This window comes from 'Vigna radiata' phytoplasma (assembly GCF_030586915.1).
Classification (GTDB): Bacteria; Bacillota_I; Bacilli_A; order Acholeplasmatales; family Acholeplasmataceae; genus Phytoplasma; species Phytoplasma australasiaticum.
In genome coordinates, this window is record NZ_JAOSIS010000012.1 from 1 (window position 1) to 16,432 (window position 16,432).

At 24.3% G+C, this 16,432-nt stretch carries 11 protein-coding genes; 1 reads left to right on the forward strand and 10 read right to left on the reverse strand.

Annotated elements, in window-relative coordinates:
- Positions 1-431: 431 nt before the first annotated feature.
- The 10 genes from tilS to mscL form a co-directional block, all read right to left on the reverse strand.
- Complete coding sequence (gene tilS / locus OC710_RS01550) at positions 432-1,427, reverse strand: tRNA lysidine(34) synthetase TilS (RefSeq protein ID WP_082396477.1); 996 nt, start codon at positions 1,425-1,427, stop codon at positions 432-434.
- Between the two features lie 1,741 nt (positions 1,428-3,168).
- The gene (locus OC710_RS01555; RefSeq protein WP_036690996.1) at positions 3,169-3,546 is read right to left on the reverse strand and encodes an ATP-binding protein; all 378 of its coding nucleotides are present in this window, start codon (positions 3,544-3,546) and stop codon (positions 3,169-3,171) included.
- A gap of 5 nt (positions 3,547-3,551) precedes the next feature.
- Complete coding sequence (gene aspS / locus OC710_RS01560) at positions 3,552-5,294, reverse strand: aspartate--tRNA ligase (protein WP_004995345.1); 1,743 nt, start codon at positions 5,292-5,294, stop codon at positions 3,552-3,554.
- Positions 5,294-6,583 (reverse strand): histidine--tRNA ligase, encoded by a 1,290-nt coding sequence (gene hisS, locus OC710_RS01565; protein WP_004995348.1) that lies wholly within the window; start codon positions 6,581-6,583, stop codon positions 5,294-5,296. The genes aspS and hisS overlap by 1 nt, the downstream gene beginning before the upstream one ends.
- Before the next feature lie 160 nt (positions 6,584-6,743).
- Complete coding sequence (mnmA, locus tag OC710_RS01570; RefSeq protein ID WP_004995350.1) at positions 6,744-7,895, reverse strand: tRNA 2-thiouridine(34) synthase MnmA; 1,152 nt, start codon at positions 7,893-7,895, stop codon at positions 6,744-6,746.
- Between the two features lie 11 nt (positions 7,896-7,906).
- Positions 7,907-9,730, reverse strand: a complete 1,824-nt coding sequence (locus OC710_RS01575; RefSeq protein ID WP_004995352.1) for a nitrilase-related carbon-nitrogen hydrolase — start codon at positions 9,728-9,730, stop codon at positions 7,907-7,909.
- A 40-nt stretch (positions 9,731-9,770) separates the two neighbouring features.
- Entirely contained in the window at positions 9,771-10,517 is a 747-nt protein-coding gene (locus OC710_RS01580; protein WP_004995354.1) for a YitT family protein, read from the reverse strand.
- 63 nt (positions 10,518-10,580) lie between these two features.
- Positions 10,581-11,675, reverse strand: coding sequence for a peptide chain release factor 2 (gene prfB / locus OC710_RS01585; protein WP_004995362.1), 1,095 nt, complete (start codon positions 11,673-11,675; stop codon positions 10,581-10,583).
- A 38-nt stretch (positions 11,676-11,713) separates the two neighbouring features.
- Positions 11,714-14,233: a preprotein translocase subunit SecA gene (secA, locus tag OC710_RS01590; RefSeq protein WP_004995364.1), complete on the reverse strand. Its 2,520-nt coding sequence runs from the start codon at positions 14,231-14,233 to the stop codon at positions 11,714-11,716.
- A 498-nt stretch (positions 14,234-14,731) separates the two neighbouring features.
- Positions 14,732-15,160, reverse strand: a complete 429-nt coding sequence (gene mscL, locus OC710_RS01595) for a large conductance mechanosensitive channel protein MscL (RefSeq protein WP_004995365.1) — start codon at positions 15,158-15,160, stop codon at positions 14,732-14,734.
- A 444-nt stretch (positions 15,161-15,604) separates the two neighbouring features.
- Here mscL and OC710_RS01600 point away from each other — a divergent pair, with 444 nt between their 5' ends.
- Positions 15,605-15,838 carry a hypothetical protein gene (locus tag OC710_RS01600; protein WP_004995367.1) on the forward strand — a complete coding sequence of 78 codons (234 nt, stop codon included), beginning with the start codon at positions 15,605-15,607 and terminating at the stop codon, positions 15,836-15,838.
- The last annotated feature ends 594 nt before the right edge of the window (positions 15,839-16,432 follow it).

Sequence of the window (16,432 nt, forward strand, 5' to 3'; positions counted from 1 at the left end):
TCAATTATTTTCTGTTAATAATCTTTTTCATCCGCTTCAGGTTTCATTAAATCACAGTTGATACCAGCACAAATAAAGTCATAATTTTATTGAGGCATTATTTTCAATGTACCATCAAGATGACAAAAAAGTTTTTGGACTAAATAAATTATGCAGTGGATTTTATGAACTGCGAAACCTAATTTGGCAATGATTCCTGACGCTTGTTTTAATATGAAATCGATCATAAGCTAGACAATCATAACATATAAATTAATTAAGGACTTAACTACAAATTTTTTTATTTTTTAAAAAAAGTAAAAATAAAGATGTTCTCCCATTTATGCTTTTGCCAAAATAATATAATTATTTATTATTTTCTTTAATAAAGGACCGATTTATATCCTTTTTAGCGTTAATTAACGCTCGTGATTGATAAAATTACAATTTATTTAAACCTGTTTAATATTCTCGATAGCAAGAGTTATAATTTTACCTTCCCCTAAAGTTTCATTATGATATAAACAAGGAATCCAAATAATTTTTTGCGTTTGATCTACTATTAATAATAATTTATTTCTTTGTATAATAGGTATTTTACAATTAATTAAAAATTTTTTTAATTTTTGCTTTCCAAATTTAAATTCCAATATATCTCCCGATAGTCTTGTTCTTACAATTAAAGGGAAAATTATCTGCCCATTACTATAAAAAATCTCTTTTTGCGTCATATATTTGGGATATATTTTGCGATCATGGTGTACATATAAAATAGGTTTTGATTTATTAATATTATTTTCTGTTCTAGCTAAAGGAGCTAATTGCCATTTATAATATTTTTTAGATATTTGCCATTGATCGTTTAATTTAAGTTGACAATAAGGTTTATTATTATTATTTAATAATTTAATAATATTATTAATTAAAACAAAATTTTTATTTATTTTTTTATCATCCAATAAATATAAAATAATATTTTTTTGGATAACTATATTCAATTTACAAAAAACCTCTAAACAATAATATTGTTGATTAACATGATATTTTAAAAATAAATTTGTTTGTTCTTTTACTAATTGATAAATTTCTGTTATTTGAATATGAAATTTATAAATATTTTTTAAAAAATTATGTTCTTTTTGTAAATAAGGGATTACAAATTTACGAATTCTATTTCTAGAATAATAATCATTTTGATTAGTTTCATCTTCCAAAAAAGAAATTTTTTTTTGGTTAGCATAATTAATAATTTTGTCTTTAGAAAGATATAAAAACGGTTTTAAAAACACAAATTTTTCAATCAAATAAATAGGTTGCATACCACTATATCCTAATAAATATGGATAGATTATTTGCGTTTCAATAATCAAATTTATATTTTGATTATCTATTACCAACAGCCCCCATCTAAACCGGACGGGCAAGTTTCCAAGCATCCGGCTTGCCATAATTTATCCTTTTTATCGGACTAACTTTGTGTTACCACGGATTAGTTGTTTATTCTTATCGGTCTTTTTTGGAAAGTTAATATTAGCTTCATAACCTTCGGAATTAATCGCTCTTTAATAGCAGGATAAATCTCGAAATCTTACGATTTTACCTTACCTTTTTGGGATAATAACTTGTATAACTAGTCATAATTGATAATAACCGTTAACGTATTAGCGGCGGTATTACTCAATCTTTTTGAGCTTGATAACATTAATAGTCTATCTGTTGTTTCACTGTACTTGTGAACCAGAATTTGTTATTAATCCCATATTTAAACCTTTTTAATACCTTAATTATTGAAAGAACGATTTTGAATAATATTCCATGTTTACTAAAAAGTTTAGCTTTTCGCTCTAAAACAGTTATTTGCGTATCCACCAACTTCCCACACTGAATAAACAATAAATTACTGACTTCTTTTGCCCTATAAAGGTCGTTAACCTTCATCTTGGGAGGGCGATTAACTTAATTATTCCAAATTAAGTTTTACTCCTCCGACTACTAAAAAGTCGCTTTATCCTTGGGCCTAATGACTTTTATTTCATTATTAGTTAATTTAATAACTAACCTTTAGGATTCTCCCAGTTACTCTAAATATCGACCTTGATTCCTTAGGTGAAGTATAACCGTTATGGAAACGGTGAGATTCCATGTTTTTAATTGATAAACTATCCAATACAGTTCTTTAATATTGATAGGCTCTGGACTGTCCGGTTTAAGTAGTTTACAGAACAGGTTCGAGTATTACATCTTCTTAGCTTCTTAGGCCCTTTCAGGCTTATCCTTAAAATCATTCGGTGGCGGTATCTTCTTGACTAACTACTTCATCGCAACCCGCTTTTAAGAACTGCTGTAATCCCTGAGTGTTTCCATTCCGGAACCGTTCTTAGCCTGTCAGTGTTTATCACACTGGTGATTGGTTAAATCACTCGATATTTAGGCTTCTTGGGCGCCCAGAACTTCCTCGTGATAATTTTAATAAAATAGTTTCTGCTAAAATCGGGATAGAATAGTTGAGTTTAATAATAAATTTATTTCATTATATATTCCAAACTAGCCCCCCACAGAACCGGACAAGCAAGTTTCCAAGCATCCGGCGCCTAATATCTGATTACAGATATTGAAACTCTTTCGCCATGTAAAGGTTATTACCCTTTGCCGTGGTCAGGTTCTTCTAAAATATTCCAATTCTAGAATTAAACTGACGACTACTGTAAGTTTCGCTTTTCCCTTGAGCCTAACAGCTGTTAGTTTTAACCCTTTGGTGGTGCTTTTAGGGAGATCGAAGTTACGATATAATTCTACATGAAGTTTTAGGTGCGGTTTACAGTTAATTTAAAACTGAGGCTATTATTTAAACTTATATTAAATAATAAGAGTCCTTTAATTTGCCAATTTAATGACTGCTCGGGATGATACAAAATTAAAAATGATTAATAATTTTGTTCCATTAAAGCTTGTCTCGGATTAAATAACAACTTACCGAGTATAGGTTTATTATTACGACGCTTTTTAACCGCTTAGGGATTCACACCTTCTCCTTGACTTCTGGTCTGGCAATAACTTTTTGGTTAGTTGTTTCACCTCATTTTGCTTTCGTGCTTTTGCTGTTATTAATTACTCTTTCGAGATAATTAATCAAGCCCACTTTGCAGTGTTTACGTGACCTTTAGGAATCATCCGTTCCCAAATAATTTGTTAAATTACAAAATTATATGTTTCTTTCGCGCCCTCATTTAAATGATGAGCTGTAACAATATAACGAGTTTGATATTGAACAGCTATTTTTTGCAAATAAAATTTCCGAGTTAAACTAGCTTGATTTTGAAAATTTTTATTTCCCAAATTTAATTCAAAATAATAAAAAGGTATTTTACGTAATTGACAATATTCGTTTACTAAAACTTTATCTTGATAAGATCGTTCTCGCTTTAAATGATTAAAATGAACTACAATTATTTGAAATTTTCTAGAATATAAATAATCTAATAAAGTCATAGAATCAACGCCACCGCTAACTGAAATGACATATTTATATTCTCTTTTTAATGAAATAGCTAATGATAATAAAAACATAAATTTCAATTATTTTCCTTAGATAAAAATGATAAACTTAAAATATTCAATTGTTCTTGAGTTACAGTAGCAGGCGCCTGTAACATCAAATCTTGTGCTGTTTGAGTTTTAGGAAAAGCAATAACATCTTTAATATTATCTGTATCAGTCAATAACATAACAATTCGATCTAAACCTAAAGCGACACCACCATGAGGAGGTGTACCGTATCGCAAAGCTTCTAAAAAAAAACCAAATTGTTTATGCATTTCTGCTTCAGAAAAACCTAATTTATGAAATATTTTTTTTTGGTAATCGTATTGATAATTTCTTAAAGAACCGCCGCCAATCTCATAACCATTACAAACTAAATCATATGCACATGCTTTCGCCTCATGAGGATTTTGATCCAAAGTTAAATAATCTTCCGGTTTAGTAAAAGGATGATGCATAGCTTTATATTTATTGTCTATATCATCAAAAATTAATAAAGGGAAATCTATGATCCACAATAAAGATAATTTTTGAGGATCAATTAAATTTAAATCTTTTGCTAATTTATTTCTTAAAAAACCTAAAGATTCATAAGCGTTATAAGATTTTCCCATAGATAAATCAAATACAAAAAAACAATATTCATTATTTGTTAAAAAATTTAATTCTTTATTTAAAGCATTAACAAAGTTACCTTCAATTTTATCATTAATTTTAATCAAATAATACAAATCTAATTTATATTGATTTTTAATCCAACGACAATATTGTAAAATTGTTTTTTTATTTAATAATGATTTTTCGGATAAAAAAAATCTAATACCTAAAATATGCAATTTATTAATCATTTCTGATGATATCAATGATAAATCAAAAAAATTCGTCAAATTTTCTATACATAAATCAAATCTTAAATCAGGTTTATCGGAACCATATTTTTTCATAGCTTGATCATAAGTTAATTTAAAAAAAGGTTTATCGATTTCATAATTTTTAAAATTTTTAATCAAACATATCATAATTTTTTCTACTAAATTCATAATTTCTTCTTGAGACCAAAAGGAAATTTCTATATCAACTTGGGTAAATTCTGGCTGACGATCTGATCGCAAATCTTCATCGCGAAAACAACGCGCTATTTGAAAGTATTTTTCAAATCCAGCAATCATGTATAATTGTTTAAATAATTGCGGAGATTGAGGTAAAGCGTAAAAAGATTCAGGATACAAACGCGAAGGTACTAAATAATCCAAAGCTCCTTCAGGTGTAGATTTCGCTAATATAGGAGTTTCTAACTCAAAAAAACCCTGAGATATTAAAATTTGACGTATATTTTGAGTAATATAATGTCTTTGTAATAAATATTTTTTTTGTTTTTCTTTTCTTAAATCCAAATAACGATATTTTAATCTATGACTTTCATTACTAGTATTTTTATCTTCAATTAATAAAGGTAAGGGTTGCGCTTCTGATAAAACATACAATTGGTTTATAATAATTTCGACATCACCAGTTTTTAAATTAGGATTTTTACTAATTCTTTCCACCACTAAACCTTTAACTTCGACAACAGTTTCTATTGGTATTTTAGATATTTCTGAATATTGTTTATGGTTTTGTTCTATAACTAATTGTATTAATCCTGAAAAATCTCTCAACATTAAAAACATTTTATTGCTTAAATTGCGCTTACGAGCAATCCAACCTTTTAAAAATACCTGTTCACCTTGATTTTTTAAATTAATTTCATTATTATTATAGCTATATTTGCTCATTACGATTGTAAAGTTAACTCCTTTTTTAAAAAAGTAATAATATTTTTTAAATTAACATTATAAATTATTTTTGTAGTAGTATTTTTAACTGTCAAAAAATTTTCTTTCAATTCTTTAGCACCTATAAAAATAAGATAATTAGGTTTTAATTTTAAAGCTTTTTTAATACATTTAGTTAAATTAAGTCCATCAGTATTATAAATAACTTCGGCATTAATATTATTTTGGCGTAATTTTTGAATTAATCTAAAAGATTCATAATTGACTGAATAATCAACCGATAACACACATACATCTAATGATTTATAATCAATGTTTTGCCAAAAATTATTATACTGCAAAGCCAGCATTAATCGTTCTATGCCAATAGCAAATCCTATAGCTTTAATCTTTTTTTTACTTTCAAAATGATAAATTAAATCATTATAATTACCACCACCACCTAAAATTAATTCAAAAGGTTCTTCATTAGGTATAGATAATGCAATTTCAAAAACTATATCCGTATAATAATCTAAACCTCTAACTAAAGTCGGATCAACACAAAAATTAATATTTTCTTTCTTTAACGATGATAAAAATATTTCAAATTGATGTTTAATAGATGAATCTAAAAAATTTAAAATTAATGGGGCTTTTTTTAAAAAAATTTTATTTTGACAAATTTTACAATCAAAAATCCTTAAAATATTAAATTGCTTACGTTTTAAACATAAAGGGCATAAATCTGATGAAAAATTTTGCAAATAATCAGAAAAAATTTTAATAAAATTTTGACGTGTTTGCGCATTACCCAAATGATTAATTTTAATTTTTGCCTGAGGTAAATTAAAAAAAATTAAAATTTCATTAACTAAACAAAAAATTTCTAATTCAGATAAATCATAATAATTACCTAACATTTCAATGCCTATTTGATGAAATTGACGATATCGACCATATTGAGGTCTCTCATATCTAAAAAAAGGACCACAATAATAAAATTTATAAATATCATCAAAATTATAAAGCTTATTCTCTAAATAACTACGAACGATACCAGCCGTTCCTTCTGGTCTTAAGACAATTTTTCGACCTTTTTTATCTAAAAATTGATAAGTTTCCTTATTAACCATTTCAGATTGAGGTGTAGCATGATAAAAAATATCATGATACTCTAAAATAGGGGTACGTATTTCTTGGAAATGATATTTCTCAATAATTTTTTTTAAATTTTTTTCTATGAATTGTAAATGTAACATTTCTTCTTGAAAAAAATCTTTAGTACCTTTAATTTTCTTAATATTCATAACTAACTTTAATATCCCTTTTAAACCATCATTGCATAAAAAACCCTAAATTAAGTTATTACAAATTGTTTTTATAATATCATATAAATAATATTTCAATTATTCAATAATTATATTTAAAACTTATACTTCATATAATAATTATTAATTAATAATAACTTTAAACATATTGACGCTTTTTATTTTTATAATAAACTTCTTGAATCATTCCTGCTCCTAAACAAAAATCTTCATAATAAAAAGCACATATCTGGCCAGGAACTACCGCTTTAATCCTTTCTTTAAAAAAAATTTTTAATTGTCGATAATCAATCCAATATGCTTTTATTTCTTGCTCAGGTTGTCGATAACGAAATTTTGATTTTAAAGTCATAATATTTGGATATCGAAAATTTTTATAATCTCGCCAAATAACATTAATAATTAAAGCAGAATCGCTGTATAAATAGATACTATCAGAATTTTGTTCTACATAGAGAGTATTAGTCGCTAAATCTTTTCCTACCACATACCAAGGGGATGAATTACAACAAGGTAGATTACCTAAATTTAAACCTTTACGTTGACCAATAGTATAATAAAACACTCCCAAATGTTTTTTAGGTAAAATATTACCTTTAGTATCTTTAATTAAACCTTTATTAATAGGTAAATAATTTTGTAAAAAATCTGCAAATCTTCTTTCTCCAATAAAACAAATGCCTGTAGAATCTTTTTTATTAGCTGTCACTAAATTTTCTTGATAAGCTATTTTTCTTACCTGAATTTTAGTTAAATCACCTATAGGAAATAAAATTTTAGTTAATTGTTTTTTTTGTAATTGAGACAAAAAATAACTTTGATCTTTATTTTGATCTTCAGCTTTTTTTAAAATCGGATCACCATTTATAACTTGAATACGTGCATAATGACCCATAGCAATATAATCTGGTTTAAATTTACGATTAACATAATCCGAAAAGATAGCAAATTTAATATAATTATTACACAAAACATCAGGATTCGGGGTTAAATTTTGATTAAAAAGTTTTAAAACATAAGAAAAAACTTTATCCCAATATGCCTGAGAAAAATCAACAAAATGACAATTAATTTTTAATTGTTCAGCAATTTTTTGGGCATCTTTAAAATCTTGTATTTGAGGACAAATAGATTGTTTAATAAAAGGGTTTCCTCGAAAATCATAATTTAAACCACTATCCCAATTACGCATAAAAACGCCTTCAACATCGTACCCTCTTTTTTTTAAAATAAACGCAGATACACTACTATCGACGCCACCAGATAAACCAATAATAACTTTTTTTTTCACAATAATCTTTTTTATTTTTTCTTCGAATTTAAAGATAAAAATTTTAAATTTAATTTGGAGATTAAATTGGTTTCTGCGCGTTCTAACAAACTATTTTCAAAAATTTTTGGACCCGAAGATGTATAATTTCTTTGATATTGACTTTGATAAAAGCGTTTTAAAATTTGCGAAGTTAAATCTAAACTGCTTTCTATAGAAATATCAAACGTTTTAGATAATAAAAAAGCAATTTTTTCTAAAGTTAAACTATATTTTAAATAATAATATAAAATAAAATCTTTTTTAATAACATGTTCATTATTTGATTGCAAAGTGGCTTGCTTTCTATAAAAAGATTTTAAATCCTGAAATTTTGCAAATATATCATTTCTCTCTAGATGAAAAAAAACTAATTCTGCTATTAAAGTATCTGATAAACCAATATTCAAATTAAAACTTAAATCAAAATTATAAAAACTTTTTGTAAATCTACCTAAACTAATATCAGATAAATTATGATTTTCTAAAAAAATATTAATTTCTGTTTGATCAATTGATAACGAATTATGATTAAATATATTTATATTTTTATTGTTATTTGATAAATCATTATAATCTAATAATGAAGATTTTCTATAATTATCAATTCCTATTTTTTGCAAAAAATCCTGAATTACATCGAGAAACAAAATGTCGGAATCATCTATAAAAACATTCAAATCATTAAATTTTTTGTTGTTTAATTTAAAACTTTGAATAACTACTAATAAATTAATGAAATCATTTAAATTAGGACTTATAAATAAAAAAATTTTACTATCTGGACAAGACGATAATTTATTGCATAAAAATAAACATTGCAAATGATTAGCAAGAGCTAATTGAGAGTTTACTTCTGATTCACTAACAAAAGGTTTAATATTCCATTTTTTTTCAAAAATAAAATCTTTTTCTTCTCTTAAACAAAAATAAGATTTTGGAATTATTATTTTTTTTACTTCAGATATCTGATCTGCATAAGTAGTATCAATTAAACGCTGATGTTTAATAAAATCCATACAAACATCTATAATTAAATTGGTTTCTGAATCAAAAATATCCTTTTCACCTATCAAATTACCTAAAATAGCAGCTATTTTATGATTCGAAAAAACCACATCATTAGACATTTCACTTTTCATACCGTTACTAACATAAAAATAACCACCAATTTGTTTACGAGAGTGATTAATAACAGCCATGCGACGTAATTGCGCTTTACCTAAATGCTCTGTAGAAGCAGATAAATTAAAAATCAAATGTGCCCCTTTTTTGATTAATAAATCACTAGGTGAGTTAATAGTCCATAAATCCTGACAAATTTCTACTCCGAAACACACATTATATAAATCATTAATAAATAAAATACTACCAAAAGGGATTTTTTGATTTAAAAAAATAATTTCTTGCATCTCAGGAATAACATTACCAGAAGTAAACCATCTTTTTTCACAAAATTCTTCATAATTCGGAATAGTATATTTAGGAACAATTCCTAAAATTTTTTGTTGTTGTATAACGATAGCTACATTGAAAATCATCTCTTGCCAAACTAATGGCATTCCTAAAATATAAACTCCTTTAAAAGAAGTTTTCTTAATAATATAATCTAAAGATTTTAAAATATTATTGTTAAAATCATTTTCAAAAAAAAAATCACCAGCTGTATAACTGCTTAAACATAATTCTGGAAAAACCACAAAACTCGCTTTGCTTTTTGCTAAAACACTCAAAATAATATCATTATTTTCATCAAATTTCCCCAAAGTTAAATTGGGATTGGCTAATTCAATTTTTAAAAATCCATTCTTGTACATTTCGTTATTTTAAGTAATTAACCTTTCTAATAAAATGATTTTATTTATCAAATTTAATTTTTGAATTATTATTTTCAATCAAATTAAATATAACTTTTTTATCCATAATCCAACCCATAATATAAATAGATGACAAGGATAACAAAATTCTTATCATAATCTCCGAAAACATATTAAAAAAATTTATTTGATCAAAACTTTCCAAAATAGATGATAAAAATATTAAAATGCCATCAGTAATCAATAAAGAAATTTTAAAATTCATTCCGTAAATATCTTTTAAAGCTTGTTGAAAAATATCCATACCTCCGGTAGTGAATCCAATTTTTCTAATATTAGCTTGAGTAAAACCTATTAATAATCCGCCTAATATAGAAGAGACAAATAATTTCCAATATTCATTATTCCAAATGATTAAACGATTTAAAAAAATTGTTGATTCACCTAAGATATAAGGCAAAAAATACATTACTATCATTAAAATAATAGCCAAAATAGCACTTTTTAAAATAAATTTTTTGCCAAATATTTTATATCCAATTATTATCGCTAAAACATTATACAAAAACATAAAATAAATCATTATTTTATCCGATATAAAATAAGAATTGTTTGTAAATAAGTTGCATAAACGTGCACTCGTTAAAGCTAAACCATCAATTCCACCTACATTTAATTTACTTCCTAAAGTAAATACAAATATAGTTATTGCTAAAATAATATCATTTACAATCAGTATTAACCATTTATGAAGATTCTGTTTATAAATTTTTTGATCTTTCTTCATATTGTTTGTATTCCTTTTTTAGCAAAATATTTTTAAATAAATTTAAATTTTTAATATAAAAAATTAATTTTTGATTCTTAAAAAAGCATTAATAAAATCATCTAATTCGCCATCCATAATATCCATAATTTGAGAACTTTCATAATTAGTACGATGATCTTTAACTTTTTGATAAGGATGAAAAATATAACTTCTAATTTGAGATCCCCAACCAATTTCTTTTTGATCTGATTTTAAATTAGCTTCTTGTTCTTTTTGTTTCTGTAAAGCTAATTGAAATAATTTAGTTTTTAAAATTTGCAAAGCTTTTTCTTTATTACGAATTTGACTTCTTTCATTTTGGCAATTAACTACAATACCAGTAGGCAAATGTGTAATTCGAACAGCTGAATCAGTAGTATTTACATGTTGACCACCAGCTCCACTACTACGAAAAACATCTATTCTTAAATCTTGTTCTTGAATATCGACAGTAATTTCTTCATTAATCTCTGGTAAAACTTCGCAAGAAGCAAAAGATGTATGTCTTTTAAAATTAGCATCAAACGGAGATTTTCGCACTAAACGATGTATACCTCTTTCAGATTTAAAATATCCATACGCATAAACACCTTTAATTAGACAACTAACAGTTTTAATACCAGCTTCTTCTCCTGTTTGTAAATTTAAAATTTCTAATTGGAATTGTTTTTTTTGAGCATATTTTTTATACATTCTAAAAAGCATTTCACACCAATCTTGAGATTCCAAACCTCCGGCGCCAGAATGTAACATTAAAATAGCGTTATTTTCATCATAATTTTGATTTAATAAAACTTCAATTTCTAAATTTTTAATATCTTTTTGTAACTTTTTTAATTCTAAAATTAACCACGTTAAATTTTGTGCATCATTAAGCTCATAATCCGAAGATAATAAAGTCAAAGCTTGATGTTGTTTTTGTAAATTAGTAAAATTATTAATTTTATTTTGTAATTGACTAAATTTTCGAGTTACATGCGCAGCTTCTTGTGTATTATCCCAAAAATTTGGTTTTTCCATTAATAATTTAAAAGATTTCAATTGTTCTAACATTTTTTTGATATCTATTTTTTGTTCTAAATTGAATAAAATAGATTTTAAATTATTTAAAATTTGATGAAATTCATATTTTTCCATTATAAATAATTATCCCCTCTGGAAATTATTTTTTTTAATTAATCCCAAGGTTTTTTAATATTTTTTTTAATTTTAATTTTATCTCGATTATTTAATTGTAATGATTCTGTAGGATTTAAATCATCCAACAAATCTTCAAAAAAATTTGATTTCAAAACAATTTTTGTAATATCTTGAGAAATATTATCAATCATACGATTAAAAAATTTTTGTCCTTCTTGTTGGTAAACAGTTAAAGTATTTTGTTGCCCATAACTTAAAAAATTAATACTTCTTCTTAATAAATCCATATCATTTATATGACGTTGAAAATTAATATCAATATTTTTTAATATAATTAATTTAATAATATTTAAGTATTTTTGTATACCAACTGAAGTAAATTTATTTTTTTGCGAATCTACAATATTACGAGCTTTGTTTAAAATAACTGATTCTATTTGAGAATAAGATAAGTCTTTTTGATTATTATCTTCAAAATCTGTTTTTATTAAAATATTTTTATCAAAAAAATTAATTTCACAATAATGAATTAATTCAACTATAATAGCTTGTTTATCTAATTTTTGAAATTTATCTTGTTTCATCGAATTTACAAAATTTTTAACTTTATTTTTTAAAGTTTTATCCATAATATTCCACAAAATTTCTTCAACCTTATTAGAAGATAAAATTGCTTTACGTTGCTTGTAAATAATATCTCTTTGTAACTGTAAAACAGAATCAAATTTTAAAACAAATTTACGATATTCGAAATTAGAAGATTCAATTTTTTTTTGTATATTAGTGAATAAATTCGTTAAAAAACGCGAAGAAACTGCATTATTTTGTTGATGTTTACTATATTGCAGCAAAGTAACTAACTTACTAACTTTATCAGAACCGAAACGTTTTATCAAATCATCTTCTGCAGATACAAAAAATTTAGTATAACCAGGATCACCTTGTCTACCTGCCCGTCCGCGAAGTTGATTATCAATTCGTCGCACTTCATGCCTTTCTGTACCTAAAACAGCTAAACCGCCTAACTCAGCTACACCTTCTGCTAAACGAATATCTGTACCTCTTCCAGCCATATTGGTAGCTATAGTAACAGCACTTTTGTGACCGGCTTTTGCAATTATTTCAGATTCTTTCAAATGATTTTTAGCATTCAAAACTTCATGAGCTATTTTATTTTTTTTTAAATCTTTAGAAATTTGTTCTGAAACTTCCACACTAACAGTACCTATCAAAATAGGTTGTTTTTTCGAATGTCTTATTTTAACTTCTTCTATTAAAGCTTTCCATTTTTCCTTTAAAGTTAAAAAAACTAAGTCCGAAGCATCTTCGCGAATCATTTTTTTATTAGTAGGGATTTGAATAACTTTCATATTATATATACTAATAAATTCTTTTTCTTCGGTTTTAGCTGTACCAGTCATACCAGATATTAATTTATAATTTCGAAATAAATTTTGATATGTAATCGTCGCAGATGTTTCAGTTTCAGCTTTAATAATACAATTTTCTTTAGCCTCTAAAGCTTGATGCAAACCATCACTGAATTGTCGACCTATTAAAGCACGACCTGTAAATTGATCAATAATTACAATTTGATTATTTTGTACTAAATAATCTTTATCTCTTTCCATAATAAAACAAGCTTTTAAAGCATTTTTAATAAAATGTAATAAAAAAGAATTTTGATTACTATATAAATTATTAATTTTAAAAAATAATTCTGCTTTTCGAATTCCTTCTTCATTTAATTCAATAGTTTTAGATTCTAAATCAATCACATAATGTTCAGATTTTAAACTTTTAGCAAAACGATCAGCATCTCTATAAAATTTAATACCAGATGTTACATTATTAGAAATAATCAAAGGAGTTCTAGCTTCATCAATTAAAATAGAATCGACTTCATCAATAATTACATAACCATATTCACGAGTCATTAAAACATTATTGATATCACTTTCCATGTTATCTCTCAAATAATCAAATCCAATTTCACTATTAGTAGAATATAAAATATCACAATTATAAGCTATTTTTTTTTCTTGAATACTTTTATTTTTAAGATTTAAACCTACACTTAATCCTAAAAAACGAAAAATATCCCCAATAACACCTTCAGCTTCACGACGCGCTAAATATTCATTAACAGTCACAATATGAACGCTATTGCCTCCTAAGGCATTTAAATATGCCGGCATAACAGCTGTTAAAGTTTTACCTTCTCCAGTCTTCATTTCTGCAATGTTACCCTTATGTAAAACTATAGCTCCTAATAATTGAACATAATAAGGAGTTATTTTAGCTACCCTTGTAGAAGCTTCTCGAGCTAAAGCAAAAGCTTCTACCAAAATATTATCCAAAGACACTCCTTCTTTTAATTTTTGTTTCAATTTAAGAGTTTCTTTAGGAAAATCTTCATCTTTTAATTGGGACATAATATGACTTAATTTGTCAATTTTATCAGCAACTTTTTTAATTTTTTTCAAATATCTAGCAGAAGGATCATAAAAATTCTTTACAAAGTCTAATATTGTTTGTGCGCATTTTAATATCATCAGATCATAAATCCTTTTTTGTTAAAAATATTTTTTAATAATACAAATTTTAATAAATTCAATAACTACCGAATAATCATTAATATTATTCGAATTAAAAATAAAATTTTAATATATTATTTTTATTAAAAAACATATAAAATATATATTTATTAAATTTTATATAAAAAAAATTATAAGTTTTATCCTATTAATTATATCAAAACTACTAAAAAAAATATATTTTTGCTTAATTATTTAGCAACAAAATCATTATCATTCCAAAAAAACCATATTTTAAAATTTACTAATTAAATATTAAACTAAATATTAATAAATTATTAAAACCAATTGAAATATTAATAATTTATTTTTCATAAATAAAAGAATAAAAATTCCTATATTAATTAATATAAACAAAAATAAAAGAGCGCTTTTGTATTTTGAAACAAAAAGCACTCTTTAAAATTAATTTTGCAATTATTATAAAATAATTATCTTAGTGAAAAAAATTAATTTTTACCTATTTTGATTAATTAAAACGTCTTTAATTTCTTTTAAAAGTTTAACTTGTTCATGTTCAATAGTCATTTTATTTTCATTTTGATTTTTTTTACTAAAATATTTTGAAAAATAAGAAACAATTAAATATAAAATGAAAGAAACAGATAAAAAATCAAAAACATTTTGTAAAAAGATTCCGTAATTCAAATAAATATTATTTTTTAATTGCCAATTTAAAGTTTGTAAAGAAGAACCTGTATCGCTAAAAAGATAATTAATAGGAGGCATAATTATGTCAGTAGCTAAAGAACTAACTACTTTAGTAAATAATTGCCCTAATATAAAAGCTACTGCTAATTGAATAATATTACCTTTATTAATAAAATCCTGAAATCCTTTTTTAAATTCTTTAACTTTATTTAAATTAATGTTTTCAGATGACATCTTTAAACCTCTCTTTTTTTAATAAAATTTTTTTAAATACAAAAAAATAACAATATTTCTTAATATTTTATTATATATTGTATTTTTCAAAGATGTTTAAAATTTATTAACTAAATATATTTTAAAAAAACATTTAACGAATATAAAAATAAAAAACCTTTAATTTTAACTTTCAAATTAGAAAAATTTATATTATATTGCAATATCCGGATATATTTTAAAATAAAAAAATCAATATGTCAAATAATACAAAAAAATATAGCTATAATGACATAGTAAATAATAATAAGTCATTATTAAAATATAATTTAGCACAAAAATGAAAATAAAAATATAAAATATTTATTAGAGTAAAAAATATATTTTAGAATTGATAACATTTAATAATAAATTTTTTATTTATATTTATAAAATTAATAAATAAGGATATAAGGATATAAAATCATGGAAAATATTGAAACACAATTTGCAGGTATTACATTATTTTGGATATTATTTATATTATTAACAATTTTATTAGCCTACTTTTTTTATAAATGGGGTTATTTTTGCGGGTTTAATAATAAGAGTATTTTTTTTCCTTTAATTTTATCTTTTTTCACTGTATTTAGTGGAATTATTTTTGTATTTATAGGTTATCAAGTAGGAATAATAAAAAAAAATAACAACAAAAAATAAAAAAATAGATAGATAAAATGAATAAAAAAATAAAAATTTTATGGATAAATATATTCGAAAAAACAAACTACAAAAAATTTAATTCAAATTTAACCATCTATTAATAAAATTATAAAAATCAACTTATTAGTTGATTTTTATAAACAAATAAAAATTACCTAAATTATTTTTTTACGATAATGCTTCCCGTATTAATAAAATTAATAACAATATTTATGGTTTAAGTATCTTTCATAAGATTTCATCATTAATGATTTTTAAGTAAATTTTGATAACAATTTTAATGGTATAATCAATTATTTGAAATCATTATTGGACAAATTTAACAAAATCATGACAATATTTTTAGATTAGAAATCCAAAAATCTACTCTATTAATGATGTTTTGTCGATGACTTTTATTTAATAACCTTTATTAGTAATGATTTAAATACGGATAGATTAATTGCGTTTTATTCAGCGATTTATCTTTGCTGTTTTATTTACAATCAGCCCCCGTCCAAACCGGACAAGCAAGTTTCCCAGCATCCGGCTTTCCATAATTCACTCTCTCTCGAGAACTAATGTCTCCTCGCGGTTAATTAGCTATTTATT

Coding starts and splice junctions, on each gene's coding strand:
- tilS (WP_082396477.1), bottom strand. CDS start 1,427: ATGGCAAGCCGGATGCTTGGAAACTTGCCCGTCCGGTTTAGATGGGGG.
- OC710_RS01555 (WP_036690996.1), bottom strand. CDS start 3,546: ATGTTTTTATTATCATTAGCTATTTCATTAAAAAGAGAATATAAATAT.
- aspS (WP_004995345.1), bottom strand. CDS start 5,294: ATGAGCAAATATAGCTATAATAATAATGAAATTAATTTAAAAAATCAA.
- hisS (WP_004995348.1), bottom strand. CDS start 6,583: ATGAATATTAAGAAAATTAAAGGTACTAAAGATTTTTTTCAAGAAGAA.
- OC710_RS01575 (WP_004995352.1), bottom strand. CDS start 9,730: ATGTACAAGAATGGATTTTTAAAAATTGAATTAGCCAATCCCAATTTA.
- OC710_RS01580 (WP_004995354.1), bottom strand. CDS start 10,517: ATGAAGAAAGATCAAAAAATTTATAAACAGAATCTTCATAAATGGTTA.
- prfB (WP_004995362.1), bottom strand. CDS start 11,675: ATGGAAAAATATGAATTTCATCAAATTTTAAATAATTTAAAATCTATT.
- secA (WP_004995364.1), bottom strand. CDS start 14,233: ATGATATTAAAATGCGCACAAACAATATTAGACTTTGTAAAGAATTTT.
- mscL (WP_004995365.1), bottom strand. CDS start 15,160: ATGTCATCTGAAAACATTAATTTAAATAAAGTTAAAGAATTTAAAAAA.
- OC710_RS01600 (WP_004995367.1), top strand. CDS start 15,605: ATGGAAAATATTGAAACACAATTTGCAGGTATTACATTATTTTGGATA.